Raw genomic sequence first — 15,472 nt, forward strand, 5'->3', positions numbered from 1 at the left:
AAGCATGCCGCTGGTGTGAAATCTAGGTGGCGAGCGTGAGCTCGGCCAGATCGACGGCATCGATGAGTGCGGCCAGCGCGGGCTCTGTTTCGAGCTTCAACGGCAGCAGTTCCCCCGTACGAGGTCGCTGGTTGAGCAGAAGTTCCGAGCTCGTGTCGTTGACGATGTCGGCTGCGTCAACATCCTGCCACCGCACTCCCGTCAGCGAGGCGCGCTCGATCTTGGTCGCCATCAGGCACGACACGCGGGCTCGGCCGTAGCTGTCCGTTCCATCCTGCCGAAGTACGGCCACCCTCGCTGAGCCGATACCCGGTGCAACGGCGAAGGTTTCCCGCACGGTGACCAGGACCTGCCCACAAACGAACAGCTTGTAGTAGGCCGCCCGGTCGCGCTGCGGGAGCTTACGCAACGACAGGTTGCCGGCCTCTGTCGTGGTCGGCATCCGCTCAGGCACAGCTTGGTCGACGGCGGGAACGAGCACGACGACGGAAGCCTCGTCGTCGCTGACTCCGACGGCGGCGCTAGGCGCCTCGTTGTCCTCGAAGGCTTCCTCAAGGGTTTCCAGGACGACATCCGGCTCGTTGTTGCACAGCTGCTGCCAGCGGTCGTCGAGGTATCGCTGCCAGCCTGCCTGCTGCTCCCGAAGGCTGGCCCACTGCCGCTGCACCTCCGCCTCGGTCCACCCGGTCGCGCGCTGTTTCGCCTGTGCCCGCTTGCTTCGCTCGAAGAAACCGATGCCGGCCAGGGCGTGCTGCTCATAGTGCTTGTAGATAGCGTCATGGTTCGGTGGTGCCGGTTCCGGCGCCGGCGGTCTGGACGCGGCGGGAAACTCCACCCGGTGCAAGCCGAGGATGCGCAGAAACGCCTGCGCGAGCATCGTGGCTTCCTGCACCCGCTGCGCCTGCACCGCCTGACGCCGCCGCGCCGCGACCTGCCGCTGGTAGTTCCCCGCTGGCGCCGCTCGCCCGCCTCTGCGGCCACCGCCCAGCGACGTGTAGAAACCCACCGGGCCGACTCCGCTGGAGAAGCCGGTTCGCCCGGCGCCGACGTGGACACGGGCGGCCCGCGGGCCGACACTGGTACGAATGCCGCGCGACGAAGCGCGAATCCGCACCCCCGGAGCCAGCCTGATCGAAAACCCCACACGCCGACCGTAGAGCCGGGGGCCACGTTTGCCGTTCAGCCTGTCGCCCGATGTCAGCTCCGACGCCCAGCCACTCCTTACGGCGATGATCGTCACGAACGCTCAGCCGAACGCGTCGGCCCAGGCTGCACTGCGTGCAACGGTTGAGGGCTGGAGCGAGGTGGCGTTACGGCCGACCGAGGCCGGTTCCTGATCAGTAAGACCGCCCAGTGAGCTAGAACCAGCACCCGTCCGCCGGGTCAGATGGCCACAAGGTGCTGGCCCACATCAGTGGAAAGTTCGTAAGAACTACGCCAACGCTCGTCGTGCGGTGCCACGGCGGGCGCGAACTCGCCCGCGAAGTACGCCGCCAGCTCCGCGTCGCCTGCCCCGACCAGCCAGCGGCGGGCCTCGGGGGCGGCACCGGGCGCACGGTCCGGCACGGCCAAGAGCAACTGACAGCGCTGCATGAGCGACCCCGGTAGGTCGGCAACCGGCCAGAGGGTGCCGATCACGCATCCTGCGCCGGCCGCAGGAAGCCTGCGGGCAGGCCGACCTTCTCGGTCGGCAGCCGCCGGACGTCGGTCACGGCCGTCTGGCATTCTCGATATCCGCCGCTTGCCGCCGGATCTGATGGCACCCTGAACGCGGGGAGGCGGTCGCGAGCCCGGGAGAGGCGGCATCGGGATCACGGTGAACGGCTTCTGATGCGTACCGCGTTGATCGTGTTGGCCGCACTGGCGGCGGCCGTGGTCGTGGACCTGGTCTCCGGCGTGCTGATCCGCCGGGGTGCCCGTGGCCGCTACAAGTGGTTGCTGGAGCCGCTGCGGCACGCCTGCCGCCGCCCGGCGGCCGCGGTCCTGCTGGTCGGGGCGCTGTACTACGCGCTGCCGCCCGGACCGGCCGAGTGGCAGCGTTATCTGCGGCACGCCATCCTGCTGGTCCTGATCGCCCTCAGCGCGTGGCTGGTGATCAAGGCATTGAGCGTCGTTGAAGCGGTCGCGTTCAGCCGGCTGCCGGGCGACGTGGTCACCAGCCGGCGGATCCGGCGGGCCCGGACCCAGATCCGCCCCGTGCGGCGGCTCACCGTCGCCGTGGTTACGGTCGCCGCTATCGGCCTCATCCTGATGACCTTCCGGCCGGTACGCCTCTTCGGCATCTCCATTCTGACCTCGGCCGGGGTGGTCGGCGCGGTGATCGGCCTCTCCGCCCGAACCGCGCTCGGCAACGCGTTCGCCGGCATCCAGGTCGCCTTCGCCGACGCAATGCACGTCGGCGACGTGCTGGTGGTGGACGGCGAATGGGGCCGGGTCGAGGAGGTGAAGCTGACCAACGTGGTGATCCGGCTCTGGGACGACCGGGTGCTCATCCTGCCGACCACGTACTTCACTGAGCGGCCGTTCCAGAACTGGACCCGGAACGAGTCGCGGGTGGTCGGCAAGATCCAGATCCATGTCGACCACACCGCCGACCTGGACGACCTGCGCCGGGAGGCACGCCGACTGGTCGAGTCCTCACCGCTGTGGGATCGAGACCAGTGGGTGCTCCAGATGGTCGACTCCACCCCGCAAACCGTGGTCATCCAGGTGCAGGCCTCGGCCGCGGACGGCGCCAGCGCCTGGGACCTGCGCTGCGACCTACGCGAGGGACTGATCCGCTACCTACGCGACCAGCACCCCCAGTGGCTGCCCCGCACCCGCAGCCAGTACCAGCCCTGACCGGCGGGTCGGCGTGGCCGCCGGGGCGCGGATGAATGAGTCGGCGCCTACCGGGGACTAGCTGGAGGCCGACAGGGACGGGAGGCGGCGATGGGCGTCGACCGGGACTGCACCGAGGTGGGGGACGACTTCGTCCGGGTCCCATCTTCCCCAGAACCGGACACTCGCCGGCAATCGTGCGCCAGCAGCGTCACCACCGACGGGAACACCCCGGGCCTGCGCCGGACGAACGCCTCCGACGACGGCTCGACCAACGAGGAGGAACTGCTGACGGTGGACGAACCGGCCCCGGCGGGCACCAAGGAGGACCTGCTGCCGCTCTATACCGAGCGGCTGAAGCCGGCGATGAGCATCCTGAAGGACGACCTCGAGTGTTGACGACGGCGCCACGGACCGGCGCCGCGCCCGGGGGAGCGGCCGAGCCGGCTCCGGGAGTGTGGTGACCGGGCGCGGGTCCGTCGTCGTGGGTGTCGTGGCCGCCCCCGGGGCCGCGGCCGACCTGGCGCGGGAGGCCGCCACGGAGCTCGCCGACCGGCTCCGCAACCGGGTCCCGGAGGTCGACTGGGCGGTACGCCTCCAGGTGGCGCGGCTCGTCGAAGGGCCGGCCGACCTCGGCCAGCTCATCGAGGCAGCCCGGCGCTGGATGCTGGCCGAGGGCTGGAGTCTGGTCCTCTGCGTGACGGACCTACCGTTGCAGACCGCGCGGCGGCCCGTGGTCGCCCACGCCAGCACCACCCACGGCGTCGCGGTCCTTTCCATGCCCGCGCTCGGCCCCGTCGCCGTGGCCCGGCGGATGGCCGAGGCCGGGGACCGGCTCCTCGCGGCACTGCTCGGCGATACCGACGCGGTCGGCGACCCGGTACGGGCCGGCCCGCGCCGCCTGCGCCTGGCCACCGGGCGGCGGGCCCGGGAACTCGGCGCGCGCGTGAACCCCCAGGCGTCCGGCATCGGCCTGCTGGCCGGGGTGATCGGCGGCAATCTGCGGCTGCTGCTCGGCATGCTCCGGGCGAACCGGCCGTGGCGGCTGGCCGTCCGGCTCTCCCGGCTGCTGGTCGGTGCCTTCGCGACCGCGGTCCTCGCCCTGGTGAGCGCCGATATTTGGCAGCTGTCGGCGGCGTTGGGCAACCTGCGGCTCGGCCTGCTCGCGGCCGGCTCCGTCCTGGCGGTGGTGCTGACCATGGTGCTCGGCGCGCGCCTCTGGGAGCGGGTTCCGCGCGACCGGGGCGCCCGGGAGCAGGTCGTCCTCTTCAACGTGGTTACCGTGCTCACCGTGGTGATCGGTGTCCTCGCGCTGTACGTGGCGCTCGCCGCGCTGACCATCATCGGGGCGATCGCCCTCGTCCCCTGGGACCTGCTCGCTGAATCGACCGGCCGACCGGCCGGCGTCGCCCACCAGGTCAAACTGGGCTGGCTGGCCAGCTCGCTGGCGACGGTCGGCGGCGCGCTCGGCGCCGGACTAGAGTCCGACTCGGCGGTACGGGAGGCGGCGTACCGTTATCAGCCCGACGCGGAGCTGACCGGCGAGCAGGGTGGGCCGGGCCCGACCGGCGGGGCCGGACCGGGACCAAGCGGCGAGTCCGGGTCGCCGCGCGGAGACAGGTCTGAGTCGGAGCGGAACCACGAGGCCGGCTGACGGCCCTGGTCTGTGCTGTGATGTCGTGGGTGTGCATCAGCGTCTCGTTTACGCCCAGCGCCGCGAAGCCGCTCGGGTCTGTCGGGCCCCAGTGCCAGGCTCGTACCGAAGGGTCGAATGCGGATAACGCGGTGCTCAGCAACTTTCCTGCGCCGGCGGCGGTCCCCTCGCCGACGAGGAACCGGCCTCGATCGGTCAGCCACACCGCTTGCTGGCGGCGGCAACAGACGCCGGGCTACACCCGGCCAGGACCATCCTCGCCCTGCGAAATCCCGGCCACGGCGACCGCCACCTCTACGGCGCCGTCAACGAGCAGATTCGAACCTTCCTCGTCGTGCACTCCGCCCCCGCGGTCCCGCCGGTGACGGTCGCGCTGCTCACGAGCAGCGGCTTGGTCCGAGCCCAGGCGCCGGCAGATGCATAAAGGCTTCATATAGATCTGCTATGCTTCGAGCATGGCCCGTCAAGACGCCACTCGTCGCGCTTCCACTGCAATCGGGTCAGCCCTCTATGGACTGGCCACCAGGGCCGTCAGGCGTCTTCCCCGTGACATGAGCCTCACGTCCGCTGCCACCCTGGCCACCCTGGATAGGACCGGCCCACGACGAATCACCGATCTCGCCGTGATTGCGGGCGTCACCCAACCCGCGATGACCGTCCTGGTCCGGGTGATGGAGGAATCCGGGCTGGTCGAGCGGAGAGGCGACCCGTCCGACAAGCGGGTGACGCTGGCGTGTCTGACCGAGGCCGGCGCGTCCTACGTCCGGGCGCGGCGCCAGGCGGGCGTCCAGGCGTATGCAGGCTTGATCGACAAGCTCACCGACGACGAGGTTGACGCCTTGGTGGCAGCCCTTCCGGCGCTGCAACATCTGGCCGAGCTCGACAGTCAAGATCGAGAAGGGTCGAAGTAATGACAGGGTGGTCATTCGGCGGAGTCACGGTCAACGTCGGCGGCGGCTTCACGCGGATGCGGGCGATGATCGCCGAAACCACGGGGCTCGATCCGGTGATGATCAAGGCGTTCCCGACCTTCGGCATGCTGCTCGACAACGGTGCCGCGCTTCAGGTCGCCGAACTGGACCAGCCGTGGGCGTGGCGGGTCCGGACATGCATCCGTCCCGGCCTGTTGGACCACATCACGACTGGGACCGACCGATGAGCACTACCGTGGAGCGCTCCGAGGCGCGGCTGCTTGTCCCCTCGCTGATGTTCATCGCCCTGGTCGTGGCGGCAGTCGCCAGCCTCGGGACGCCGCTGATCACCAGCGTGGCGACCACGTTCCACGTCGCACTCGACAGCGCGCAGTGGACACTGACCATCGCGCTGCTCAGCGGCGCCGTCGCTACGCCCGTCCTCGGCCGGCTCGGAGCCGGCCCACACCGGCGGGCCACGATTCTCGCCACGCTGGCGGTCGTCGTCGCCGGCAGTGCGCTCACCGTGCTACCGCTGCCGTTCGCGTGGCTGCTTGTCGGTAGGGCGGCCCAAGGCGTCGGGCTCGGTCTGACGGCGCTGATGATGGGCGTGGCCCGTGACCATCTTCCCGAGGGGCGCAGCGCGGCCACGATTGCCCTGATCTCGGTGGTGTCAATCATCGGGGCCGGCGTCGGGTACCCGCTCGCCGCGCTGCTCACCGACTTCGGCGGGGTGCGGGCCGCCTACGGCCTCGGTCTGTTCGTCACCGCTCTCGCCTTCCTGACCGCGTGGCGCTCCATGCCCGTCGCCCCCGGAGGCCGCTCCGCTCACGTGGACGTGGTGGGCGCGCTGGTCCTGGCGGGTGGACTGCTCCTCGTCCTGTTCCTCGCAAGCCAGACGAGTCTCTGGAGCGATCACCTCACCGTGGCGGTGGTCCTCGCCATCGTCGCCGTGCTCCTGCTCTGCGTCTGGATCTTCTCCGAGCTGCGCAGTAGGACGCCCCTGGTCGATGTCCGGGCGATGCGGCACCCGGCGGTCGCCGGGGCGAACATCGCCATGTTCGTCGCCGGGATCGGCATGTACCTCCTCCTCACCCTCATCACCCGGTACGCGCAGACGCCGCACAGTGCCGGCTACGGCTTCGGGCTGACCACCTTCGTGGCCGGGCTGGTCCTGGTCCCGTTCTCGGTGCTGGGGTTCGTCGCCGGCAAGCTCACACCGCGGGTGGGGATGCGGATCGACGGGCCGTTGCTCCTGGCCGGCAGCGCCGTCGTCGTCGGAGGCGGGTTCGTCCTGTTCGCTGCGGCCCGGTCGAACCTGGCCGAACTGTTCGTAGCGATGGGCGTGCTGGGTTTCGGTGTCGGCAGCTTCTCGGCCGCCATGCCCGGCGTCATCCTGGCCGTCACCCCCAAGAGCGAGACGTCGAGCGCCATGAGCTTCAACTATGTCGTCCGTAGCGTCGGGTACTCCCTGGGCAGCGCCACAGGCGGCCTGGTCCTGGCCGCCGGCACCCACCCCGGCGATCTCTTCCCGAACGACGGCGCCTACACCACGGCAGCCCTGATCGGCATCGCCGCGATGGCGATCACGACTATGACCAGCCTCGCTCTCGCCCGCCGACGCTCGCCCGAGACCAACCCGACACCCAGCGGTGACCGGCGCGCCCAGCCAGGGCCGGTCGAGTCGATGACCGGCTCGCCGGAAGGGCGGCGGCCCGAACAAGAACGAAAAGTAGCCGACACGTAGGTACCAGTCGCAGCAGTACGACGTGATCGGCCAGCAACCCCGAGCCCCTGCCACAGATGCCCCTAGAACTGGCGCCGTCGATGCCGAGGACGCCTGTGCGCCTTCGGTACCGGCAAGTGCGTGATCCTCGATCACCGGCACGCCCATCCGATCGAACCGGAAGCTAAGGACCGCCCGCATGCAGTTCCCTCACATGGCAGCCCGCGACGCCGTGACCCTCGCGCTATCCGAGGATGCAGCCGCCGATGACGTCACCACTCGATGGAGCGTCGCGCCGCGACAATGGGCGACGGCAGTCATCATCACCCGCCAACCGGGCCTGGCCGCCGGTGTGCCTCTGGCCTCCGAGGTCTACGCCCGTATCGGCGGCGAAACACAGGTCGACGAATCAGTACCCGACGGCACGCGACTTGAGGCCGGCGACGTCCTAGCGAGCATTTCCGGCCCCGCGCACCAGATCATCACCGGCGAACGGACGGTACTGAATTTCCTCCAGCGCCTGTGCGGCATCGCCACACTCACCGATCGGTACGTGGCCGCCGTGCGCGATCTGCCTGTCCGCGTCCTGGATACCCGCAAGACCGCCCCTGGACTTCGGCTGCTGGACAAGTACGCGGTCGCCGCGGGCGGCGGGCACAACCATCGGCTGGACCTCGGCGCGATGGTGCTGCTCAAGGAGAACCACATCGCCGCCGCAGGCGGCGTCACCGCCGCCATCGACAACGTCCGCAAGAACATGGCGTCGGAGGGCAAGACCATGCCCATCGAAGTAGAGGTGGCCACGATCGCCCAAGCCCGTGAGGCGCTGCGCGCCGAGCCGTCATGGATCATGCTCGACAACATGACCGTGCCGCAGCTGGCCGAAGCCGGCCGCCTTCGACGCGAACTGGCCCCCGACTCCGACATCAGGCTGGAGGCCTCGGGCACGATCACCCTGGACAACTTGCGCGCCGTCGCGGAAACCGGTGTCGACGCCATCTCCGTCGGCTCGCTGACCCACAGCGCACCCGCCATGGACCTGAGCATGCTTCTGAGCATCACCCGATCTTGACAAAAACTGGAGGTTCCGTGGCCAAGGGCTACTGGGTCAGCGTCTACCGCACCATTTCCGACCCTGAGAAGCTGGCTGCCTACAACAAGCTGGCCGGCCTGGCCGTCCGGGCCGGGGGAGGCCGGACCCTCGTCCGTGGCGGTCGGGTCGTCGCGCATGACGCCGGAATCGCCGAGCGCACCGTCCTGGTCGAGTTCGACAGCTTCGAGCAGGCCGTCGCGGCGCACGAGAGTGCGGCCTACCAGGAGGCGCTGGTCGCCCTCTCCGACGGCGTAGAGCGCGACTTCCGCATCGTCGAAGGCATCGACTGACCAAGGGCTCAGTCGGCGACCTGCCCGGCGTCCAGCTCCCACAGGCACCGCACGGCAGGAGCGCCACGCGGGCGTCTGGGTCTGCCGGAGGAAGTCTTCCTCACTCAGCTGGCGGCGGATCGTTCTCCGTCGGGCAGGAAGTTGCCAGCGCGCCGAGGGTGAGGGGAGAGGAGACGGGGCGTTCGGCGAAGCCGGAGGTGCCGGAGGGCTCTTGACCGAGGATGCAGCTGACGGCGTAGCCGCAGGTGCGTGCCTGGCAGTAACCCATGCCGACCCGGGTGAGCATCTTCGCCGACCGGCCGTCGTGCCCGACGAGGTCCTGCTGCATGGACCGCAGTGCCCCGAACGGAACCTCCTCGCAGCGGCAGACGGTCGTGTCGTCGGACAACCGGTCCACCCAGCCAGGCGGCACCGGGTGGGACCGGTGCATCGCCTGCGCGAAGCGGCGGAGCGCCGCCCGCGAGCGGCGCAGCCGTGGTGCGACCGACGAGGCGCCCGCCGCGACGGCACCGGCGATCTGGCCTTCCACCGTCGCCAGCGCGGCGCCGCCCACGCCGCAGGCTTCGCCCGCGACGAAGACGCCCTCGACCGATGAGCGCTGCTCGTCGTCGACCTCGCACACCAGCGACCCGTCGACATCCACGCGCGTCGCACAGCCGAGCGCCAGTGGCAGCTCCAGTTGCGGGGTGAAACCCCACCCCACGGCCAGCACGTCGACGGCGACGGTGCGCTCAGTTCCGGGTACCACCCGTCCCTGGTGGTCCAACCGCATGGTGGTGACCCGTTCCACGGCGTCCGTGCCGTGGGCGGAGACCACGACGGACCGGGCGCGGACCGGGATGCGGTGCCGCGCCAGCACCCGGGCGTAGCCGGCGCCCTCACCGAGCTTGCCGACGTTACGGATCACGGCGCCGAGCTCGCTCAGCCACGCCGGCGGGGAGGCGGCCTCGTGAACACCCACGACGCGCGCACCCGACTCGGCCAGGCCGGCCGCGACCGGAAGCAGGAAGGGGCCGGTTCCGGCCACCAGCACCCGCTGTCCGGCAACGACGCCGTGACCCTTGAGCAGAGCCTGCACACCCCCCGCCGTCATCACGCCCGGAAGATCCCAACCGCGGAACGGGATCTGACGGTCGTACGCCCCCGGGGCCAGGACGAGCCGGCGGCTGTGCAGCTCGACGGCCTGTTCGCCGCCACCGGTCCGGTCGACCAGGTGCACGACGAAGCCGCGCCGGTCGCGGGTGACCGTCCACACGTGGTGCTGGAAGAACTGGGCAACGGCCGGGAGTCCGGCCACGAGACGGTGGTAGGTCGCCAGGTCGTGATGAAGGTGGGCCACCTCGGCGGCGCTCACGCCGTGCTCGCTGGGTGCCGGGTGGCGCCAGTACTGGCCGCCGGGCGCCACACCGGCGTCCACGATGGCCGTGCGCGCGCCGGCGCGGGTGGCGCTGGTCGCGGCGGCCAGCCCGGCCGGCCCGGCGCCGACCACGAGCACGTCGAACCTCCGCTCAGACTTCGAGGTCACCGTGACCGGTTCCTTCCTGCGTGCTGACCTCCATGCCCGGCTCGGCGAGCCGGAGGCAGGCGCGTTCGTTCGGGCGCCCGTCGACGACGATGAGGCAGTCGAAGCACACGCCGATACCGCAGAACAACCCCCGCGGGCGGCCGGCGCCTCGGGTGCTGCGCCACGACCGCACCCCGACCGCGGTCAACGCGGCGCCCACGCTCTGCCCGGGCCGGAAGGGGATCTGGCTGCCGTCGAAGGAGAAGTGTGGCTGGCTCATCCTGTGGTCACCTGCGCGAACCTCGATGGCGCGAACGCCGAGGGGTCGATGTCCGGCTGACCGTCGGTCAGCATCTGGCTGATCAGCCTGCCGGTCGCCGGGGCGAGACCGATCCCGGCGCCCTCGTGCCCGCAGGCGTGGAACATCCCGCGGACCCGGGGGTCCGCACCGATGACCGGCAGGTGGTCCGGGCAGTACGGGCGGAACCCGTGGTAGGTCCGCATCAGCCTCACGTCGGCGAGGAAGGGGAAGAGGCGTACCGCCAGCGCGGCCAGCCGCCGCAGCACCTCCACGGACATGGTGTCGTCGAACCCCACCCGCTCCCGGCTCGCGCCGATGAGCACCGTTCCGCCCTGGGTGCCTTCGACGACGGTGGACGTCTCCAGCCCGGCGACGTCGGACGCGACGTTCTCGACGTAGTCGGCGGAGTACACCTTGTGCCGGACCACCCGGGGCAGCGGCTCGGTCACCAGGATGAACCCGCGGCGGGGGAGGATCGGGATCGGCGCGCCGAGCCGCTCGCCGACCTGACCACCCCAGGTTCCGGCGGCGTTGACGACCGCGTCGGTGGGATACCTGCCGGTGCGCGTCCGGACCGCCGTGACGCGCCCGTCCGGACCCCGTTCGGCCGCCACGACCTCCTCGCCGCAGGCCACCGTGGCGCCGAGGGACCGGGCCGCGGCGAGGAGTGACACCGCCGCACGTACCGGCTGTACCTGCATGTCCTGGGGGTAGAGGACTCCAGCGGGCAGGTCCGGGGCGAGGTTCGGCTCGTGGTCGTGGAGCTGGTCCGCGCTCACCGCGACCGTCTCCACGCCGGTGGCCCGTTGCCCCTCGGCGAACCGGGTCAGTGCTGCGGCACCCGGATCCGAGGTGGCCACGACCAGGCCACCCTTCTCTTCGAGTTCGAACGGGTCGGGGCCGAACTCGGCGGCCAGTTCCCGCCAGCGCGTACGGGATGCCAGAGCCAGGTTCAGTTCGGGGCCGGGCTCCTTGTCCGAGACGAGGATGTTGCCCTCACCGCGGCTGGTGGTGCCGCCGGCCAGGTTTCCCCGTTCGAGGACGGTCACCGACAGTCCCTCGCGCGCGGCGTAGTAGGCGCAGGCGGCCCCCACGATGCCCGCACCGACGATGACCACGTCAGGCATGCCGTCTCTCCGTCCAGCGCTGGTGGGCCAGATCGGCCACCACGAGGTCCTGCCAGCCCATGCCGACGCTCTTGAAGACCGACGAACCGGTGGTGGGTGTCAGGTGTACCGCGTCGCGAAGCTCGATGAGGCTGTCCTCGCGGACGACGCCGGCGCGTACGGCCTGGATGATGTCGCCAGCTTCGCACAGGGCGACGCCGTGGGACTCGACCACCACCCGTTCGGCAGAGCTGATCGTCGCGTCGTCGAGTTCACGGGCGTCCGGCTCGTGGGAGCCCACCGCGACGACACAAGTTCCCGGGCGCAACCGGCGGCCGTCGAAGAGCGGCTGGCGGGCGGTGGTGGCGCATACCACCACGTCCGCGTCCGCGACGTCGGTGTGGCTGCCCACGCGCACGTGCAGACCGCTGTCCCGGACCCTGGCCGCCAGGGCCGCCGCGCGGTCGGGGTCCCGGCCGACCACCGTGACCCTGTCGAGGGGGCGAATGGCTCGCAGCGCCTCCACATGCCCCCACGCCTGGGGGCCGGAGCCGAACACGACCAGGTGTCGCGCCTCGCGCGCGGCGAGGTGGTCCATCGCGACCGCGGAGACGGAGGGGGTTCGCAACGTCGTCAGGGTTGTGCCGTCCAGCAGCGCCACCGGCGCCAGCGTGACCCGGTCGTAGAGCACGTACAGCGCCTGGACGCGTGGGAGCCCGCGGTCAGCGTTGCCCGGAGCCACCGTGCTCAGCTTCACTCCCACGACGGCCGCGGTCTCGGCGGGCATCAGGAGCAGATGTCCGTGCTCCACGTCGTGGATGGAGCGCTGCAGGGACGCCTGCGGGTCGAGCCCGCCGGACAGGGCCTTCGCCAGTGCGGCGACGGCATCGGCGAACGGCACCAGGCCGAAGATGTCAGCCTCGTCGAGGTACGGCAGTGCCGCGGTCATCGGCTTGTCGCAATCACGCTCGCCGCGAGGGGTGCGGTGTGGGCAAGGACGGCGGCTCGGGTGCCGGTGTGCAGTCGTGCCAGGTCGTCGTGGGCGAGCTGCACGATGGGCAGCGTGGTGCCGTAGATCTCGGCGGCGACGAGGGCCCCGATCACCAGGATCGCGTCGCACTCGGCCAGGAGAAGGGCCGCCGGCGCATGCCCCGACCGGATCAGCTCCGCGAGCACGGCCGTCGAGGAGCTGGAGCCGCGCCCGGCCCGCATCGCGAGGACCTGCCCGGCGACCGTGGAGCCGCGTTGCGGATGGTGGGCGTCGACGATCACTCCGCGCGGGTCGACCCCGCCCCAGAACGAGAGCGGTTCGTCGAGCGTGAGCACGACGCCGTTCGCCTGTCCCGGGTGGAGGGAGCGGCCGGACAGTGTCACCGGGTCATCCCCACAGCCGCTCATCGCGCACCACCGTCCCGGCTCTCGCCGAGGCGACACACTCGGCCAGGCTTCCCAATACGGTGTCGATGCCGAGGTTCGCCGGCGCGTACCAGGCCCACTTGCCCGAGTTCGTCATCACGGTGCGGATCCCGTCGTTCAGCACGGGCGTGACGTACGTGCACGTGTCGGTGAGGATGCGGCCTCCCGCATCGCGCACGGTGTCGGCGTACCCGCGTGCCTCCGCCTGGGCCAGCACGGCCCGGCTGGTCGACACGAACACGTCAACCGACGAGCTGAACGACGGGCCGGCCCGCAACTCGCGCGCCAGCGCCGCGAACTCGGACAGCGAGAAGTGCGGGGTGCCGAGGCTGACCGCGTCGAGTGACGTCGTGGCGGCGGTGCTCAACCGCTCGCGCGCTCGCCTGAGGTCGTGTGCCGTCACCGGCACGGTGGTGGCCTCGGGCGCGAGCACCGCGTCCAGCGTCGGTGCCTCCGGTGTCATCCCCACGACGTGGAACAGCGCGACGCCGCCGGCGGACGCGGCGGTCGCGCCGAGCGCCTTGACCCGGTCCTCGGTGACCCCGCCGTCGTTCAGGTCGCCCGGCAGGCCGGTGAGCGCCGCGACCCGGGTTCCGGCGAATTCGCCGAGCAGCGCCCCGATCGCGGGCCAGGCGACGTCGTCGTCGAGCAGCGCGGCGGGGACCGCCGAGAAGTCGAGCACCAGCGCGGCGGCGCGGTTTCGCGTCAGGTGCAGGCCGGAGTAGGGGACCCGGCCGGCAACGCCGGCGGCGATGTCGATGAAGTCGCCGTACCGGTCCGTGCGCGCCCCGAGTACCGAGTTGACGAAGGCGATGGCGTTCGACTCCGCCCACGCCACGTGGCTGCCTTCTGTCGGGCGGTGGCCGGACTGGTACGGCGCGCACGACCAGATCGGCTCGCAGCCGAGCGCCACGTGCGCGTCCATGAGGCGCCGGCCGTTCTCGGCCACCTCGGGGTCGGCGCGTACCAGTCCGGGATGCAGGAGGTCGAGCGAGCCGACGTTGAGCGTCGTGCGCACCCGCACCCGGGCGCCGAGGGAGACCAGCCGCTCGGTGAACTCCAGCCCTGCCACGCCGTGGTAGAGGCAGCCATCGGCGTGCGCCGACTCGATCGGCACCAGTCGTTCGGCCCCGTTCGCGCGCGCGACCCCGACGATCAGACGCATGCACATCGCGGTGGCCGGGCCCTGCTCTCCGGCCAGCATCGACTGTTCCTCGGCCGTGAGGACCAGGCCGTCGTCGCCGGGCATCAGGCTCCTTCGCCCGGGGCCAGCGTCACGGTGTGGAGCGAGGTGAAGAAGTCCTGCGCGGCCTTGCCCTGCTCGCGGCCGCCGACACTGGATGCCTTCTCGCCGCCGAACGGCAGGTAGAAGTCGACCCCGGTGGTCGGTGCGTTGACCTTCACCAGGCCGGCGGCCAACGCGTCCGCCGTCGCGAGCGCGGCGGTGAGATCGCGCGTGTACACGCCGGCGGCCAGTCCCTGCGGAACATCGTTGGCCACCGCCACCGCCTCCTGGAGCGTAGGCACCGCCTGCAGGGTGGCGATCGGCCCGAACACCTCGTCGCACGAGAGCGGGTGGCCGGCGGGGACGTCCTCGAGCAGGGTCGGGCGGACGAACCAGCCGGGGTCGTCGGTCGCCACGCCGCCGGTCAGGAGACGGGCCCCGGCCGCGGTCGCGCTGCCGGCGGCGGCCAGCACCCTGTCCCGGGCGGCTTCGTTGATGACCGGCCCCACCGCGGTCGTCGCCTGCGCCGGGTCGCCGAACCCCAGCGCCTCGATCGCCGCGACGAGGGCGTCACGCATCGGCGCGACGTCCCCGACGACGATCACCCGCTTGGTCGCCGTGCACTTCTGGCCCGCGAATCCCATCGCGGCCGCGGCGAGTTGCCTGGCGGTGGACTCCACGTCGGCGTCGGGCAGGACGATCGCCGGGTTCTGGCCGCCCATCTCCGCCTGTACCCGAACCCCGCGGGCCGCGGCCGAGCGCACCACGTCGCCACCGACCGCCGTGGACCCGGTGAACGACACCACGTCGGCCTCGGCCACGATCGCCCGGCCGGTGTCGCCGTCGCCGGGAAGGACCGTGAACAGTCCCTCGGGCAGCACCTCGTCGAGCAGGGCGGCCAGCCGCAGCGCTGTGGCCGTGGCGTCCGGCGACGGCTTGAGCGCCACGGCGTTGCCGAACGCCAGTGCCGGTGCGGCCTTCCACAGCGGGATGGCGATGGGGAAGTTCCACGGGGCGACGAGCCCGGCGACGCCGAGCGGTCGCCGCCGGGTGAAGAGCAGGCCGAGGGCCGACGGCTCGTGCATCGCGCCCACCGGGTCGTACACCTGCTGGGCGTAGTAGCGGAGGATGGCCACCGCCCGAGCCACCTCGCCGCGCGCTTCGCCGAGGGGCTTGCCGACCTCGCGAACCGCCAGTCGGCTCAGTTCGTCGGATGCTGCCGCCACCGCGTCGGCAGCGTCGGACAGGGCCTGCGCCCGGGCGGCCGCGGGGCCGCGCCCCCACTGGGCCTGCGCCGCGCGAGCGCGGGCAAACGCCTTCGCCACCTCGTCGGCGGTGGTCACGGGTGCCTCGGCGACGAGGTCCTCGGGTGCGTGCGGTGAGTAGCTCTTGATCACGAAGGCTCCCTCAGCATCGGTACGTGGGC

Annotated in this window: 17 protein-coding genes; 8 read left to right on the forward strand and 9 right to left on the reverse strand. The window is 71.4% G+C overall.

What is annotated here, in order from left to right; genetic code table 11:
• Positions 1-22: 22 nt before the first annotated feature.
• Both F8274_RS02670 and F8274_RS02675 read right to left on the reverse strand, forming a co-directional pair.
• Positions 23-1,240 (reverse strand): DUF4236 domain-containing protein, encoded by a 1,218-nt coding sequence (locus tag F8274_RS02670; protein ID WP_151460657.1) that lies wholly within the window; start codon positions 1,238-1,240, stop codon positions 23-25.
• A 143-nt stretch (positions 1,241-1,383) separates the two neighbouring features.
• Entirely contained in the window at positions 1,384-1,638 is a 255-nt protein-coding gene (locus tag F8274_RS02675) for a hypothetical protein (protein WP_151460658.1), read from the reverse strand.
• A 192-nt stretch (positions 1,639-1,830) separates the two neighbouring features.
• Here F8274_RS02675 and F8274_RS02680 point away from each other — a divergent pair, with 192 nt between their 5' ends.
• From F8274_RS02680 to F8274_RS02715, 8 genes are all read left to right on the forward strand, one after another.
• Positions 1,831-2,841 (forward strand): mechanosensitive ion channel family protein, encoded by a 1,011-nt coding sequence (locus F8274_RS02680; RefSeq protein WP_151460659.1) that lies wholly within the window; start codon positions 1,831-1,833, stop codon positions 2,839-2,841.
• A gap of 90 nt (positions 2,842-2,931) precedes the next feature.
• Entirely contained in the window at positions 2,932-3,219 is a 288-nt protein-coding gene (locus F8274_RS02685; protein ID WP_151460660.1) for a hypothetical protein, read from the forward strand.
• 85 nt (positions 3,220-3,304) lie between these two features.
• Positions 3,305-4,474: a hypothetical protein gene (locus F8274_RS02690; protein ID WP_192579675.1), complete on the forward strand. Its 1,170-nt coding sequence runs from the start codon at positions 3,305-3,307 to the stop codon at positions 4,472-4,474.
• Positions 4,475-5,025: 551 nt separating this feature from the next.
• A complete protein-coding gene (locus F8274_RS02695) occupies positions 5,026-5,385 on the forward strand; it encodes a MarR family winged helix-turn-helix transcriptional regulator (protein ID WP_151460661.1) in 360 nt (119 codons plus the stop codon).
• A 65-nt stretch (positions 5,386-5,450) separates the two neighbouring features.
• Positions 5,451-5,633 (forward strand): hypothetical protein, encoded by a 183-nt coding sequence (locus F8274_RS02700; RefSeq protein ID WP_151460662.1) that lies wholly within the window; start codon positions 5,451-5,453, stop codon positions 5,631-5,633.
• Positions 5,630-7,132, forward strand: a complete 1,503-nt coding sequence (locus tag F8274_RS02705; protein WP_151460663.1) for an MFS transporter — start codon at positions 5,630-5,632, stop codon at positions 7,130-7,132. Before F8274_RS02700 ends, F8274_RS02705 begins: the two co-directional genes overlap by 4 nt.
• A 178-nt stretch (positions 7,133-7,310) precedes the next feature.
• Entirely contained in the window at positions 7,311-8,183 is an 873-nt protein-coding gene (nadC, locus tag F8274_RS02710; RefSeq protein ID WP_225853564.1) for a carboxylating nicotinate-nucleotide diphosphorylase, read from the forward strand.
• Positions 8,184-8,200: 17 nt separating this feature from the next.
• Positions 8,201-8,494, forward strand: a complete 294-nt coding sequence (locus tag F8274_RS02715) for a DUF1330 domain-containing protein (protein WP_151460664.1) — start codon at positions 8,201-8,203, stop codon at positions 8,492-8,494.
• Between the two features lie 100 nt (positions 8,495-8,594).
• Here the strand turns inward: F8274_RS02715 and F8274_RS02720 are convergent, their stop codons facing one another.
• Genes F8274_RS02720 through F8274_RS02750 form a run of 7 tightly spaced genes read right to left on the reverse strand, consistent with a single transcriptional unit; the run spans position 8,595 to position 15,443 of the window.
• Positions 8,595-10,019, reverse strand: coding sequence for an FAD-dependent oxidoreductase (locus F8274_RS02720; protein ID WP_225853565.1), 1,425 nt, complete (start codon positions 10,017-10,019; stop codon positions 8,595-8,597).
• Positions 10,003-10,278: a (2Fe-2S)-binding protein gene (locus tag F8274_RS02725; protein WP_151460665.1), complete on the reverse strand. Its 276-nt coding sequence runs from the start codon at positions 10,276-10,278 to the stop codon at positions 10,003-10,005. Before F8274_RS02725 ends, F8274_RS02720 begins: the two co-directional genes overlap by 17 nt.
• Complete coding sequence (locus F8274_RS02730; protein ID WP_151460666.1) at positions 10,275-11,426, reverse strand: FAD-binding oxidoreductase; 1,152 nt, start codon at positions 11,424-11,426, stop codon at positions 10,275-10,277. Before F8274_RS02730 ends, F8274_RS02725 begins: the two co-directional genes overlap by 4 nt.
• The gene (locus F8274_RS02735; RefSeq protein WP_151460667.1) at positions 11,419-12,354 is read right to left on the reverse strand and encodes an ornithine cyclodeaminase family protein; all 936 of its coding nucleotides are present in this window, start codon (positions 12,352-12,354) and stop codon (positions 11,419-11,421) included. The genes F8274_RS02730 and F8274_RS02735 overlap by 8 nt, the downstream gene beginning before the upstream one ends.
• Entirely contained in the window at positions 12,351-12,779 is a 429-nt protein-coding gene (locus F8274_RS02740) for an aconitase X swivel domain-containing protein (RefSeq protein ID WP_225853566.1), read from the reverse strand. The genes F8274_RS02735 and F8274_RS02740 overlap by 4 nt, the downstream gene beginning before the upstream one ends.
• A 4-nt stretch (positions 12,780-12,783) precedes the next feature.
• Positions 12,784-14,070: an aconitase X catalytic domain-containing protein gene (locus F8274_RS02745; protein ID WP_151460669.1), complete on the reverse strand. Its 1,287-nt coding sequence runs from the start codon at positions 14,068-14,070 to the stop codon at positions 12,784-12,786.
• Complete coding sequence (locus tag F8274_RS02750; RefSeq protein ID WP_151460670.1) at positions 14,070-15,443, reverse strand: aldehyde dehydrogenase; 1,374 nt, start codon at positions 15,441-15,443, stop codon at positions 14,070-14,072. The genes F8274_RS02745 and F8274_RS02750 overlap by 1 nt, the downstream gene beginning before the upstream one ends.
• Positions 15,444-15,472 lie beyond the last annotated feature (29 nt).

It is taken from the genome of Micromonospora sp. AMSO31t (assembly GCF_008868175.1).
GTDB lineage: Bacteria > Actinomycetota > Actinomycetes > Mycobacteriales > Micromonosporaceae > Micromonospora.

Bases quoted from the DNA above. Each gene is read 5' to 3' on its own strand.
- F8274_RS02680 (WP_151460659.1), top strand. From the start codon at position 1,831: ATGCGTACCGCGTTGATCGTGTTGGCCGCACTGGCGGCGGCCGTGGTC.
- F8274_RS02685 (WP_151460660.1), top strand. From the start codon at position 2,932: ATGGGCGTCGACCGGGACTGCACCGAGGTGGGGGACGACTTCGTCCGG.
- F8274_RS02695 (WP_151460661.1), top strand. From the start codon at position 5,026: ATGAGCCTCACGTCCGCTGCCACCCTGGCCACCCTGGATAGGACCGGC.
- F8274_RS02700 (WP_151460662.1), top strand. From the start codon at position 5,451: ATGATCGCCGAAACCACGGGGCTCGATCCGGTGATGATCAAGGCGTTC.
- F8274_RS02705 (WP_151460663.1), top strand. From the start codon at position 5,630: ATGAGCACTACCGTGGAGCGCTCCGAGGCGCGGCTGCTTGTCCCCTCG.
- nadC (WP_225853564.1), top strand. From the start codon at position 7,311: ATGCAGTTCCCTCACATGGCAGCCCGCGACGCCGTGACCCTCGCGCTA.
- F8274_RS02725 (WP_151460665.1), bottom strand. From the start codon at position 10,278: ATGAGCCAGCCACACTTCTCCTTCGACGGCAGCCAGATCCCCTTCCGG.
- F8274_RS02730 (WP_151460666.1), bottom strand. From the start codon at position 11,426: ATGCCTGACGTGGTCATCGTCGGTGCGGGCATCGTGGGGGCCGCCTGC.
- F8274_RS02735 (WP_151460667.1), bottom strand. From the start codon at position 12,354: ATGACCGCGGCACTGCCGTACCTCGACGAGGCTGACATCTTCGGCCTG.
- F8274_RS02745 (WP_151460669.1), bottom strand. From the start codon at position 14,070: ATGCCCGGCGACGACGGCCTGGTCCTCACGGCCGAGGAACAGTCGATG.